This is a genomic window from Escherichia sp. KCJ4928 (genome assembly GCF_004352695.1).
Classification (GTDB): domain Bacteria; phylum Pseudomonadota; class Gammaproteobacteria; order Enterobacterales; family Enterobacteriaceae; genus ECMA0423.
Genome location: NZ_SJWV01000719.1, coordinates 1 through 291 on the forward strand (window position 1 = coordinate 1; position 291 = coordinate 291).

The 291-nt window shown below is 44.7% G+C and carries 1 protein-coding gene; it reads left to right on the top strand.

What is annotated here, in order from left to right; genetic code table 11:
- Window positions 1–291: ISAs1 family transposase (locus E0D98_RS26425; protein ID WP_131891625.1), on the top strand; the 291-nt coding region annotated here is incomplete at both ends.

A 291-nucleotide genomic window follows, 5' to 3' on the forward strand; every position in this document is an offset into this window, starting at 1 on the left:
GTCACGGCAGAGAAGAAATCCGTCTTCATATTGTTTGCGATGTCCCTGATGAACTTATTGATTTCACGTTTGAATGGAAAGGGCTGAAGAAATTATGCGTGGCAGTCTCCTTTCGGTCCATAATAGCAGAACAAAAGAAAGAGCCAGAAATGACGGTCAGATACTATATCAGTTCCGCTGATTTAACCGCAGAGAAGTTCGCCACAGCAATCCGAAACCACTGGCACGTGGAGAATAAGCTGCACTGGCGTCTGGACGTGGTAATGAATGAAGACGACTGCAAAATAAGAA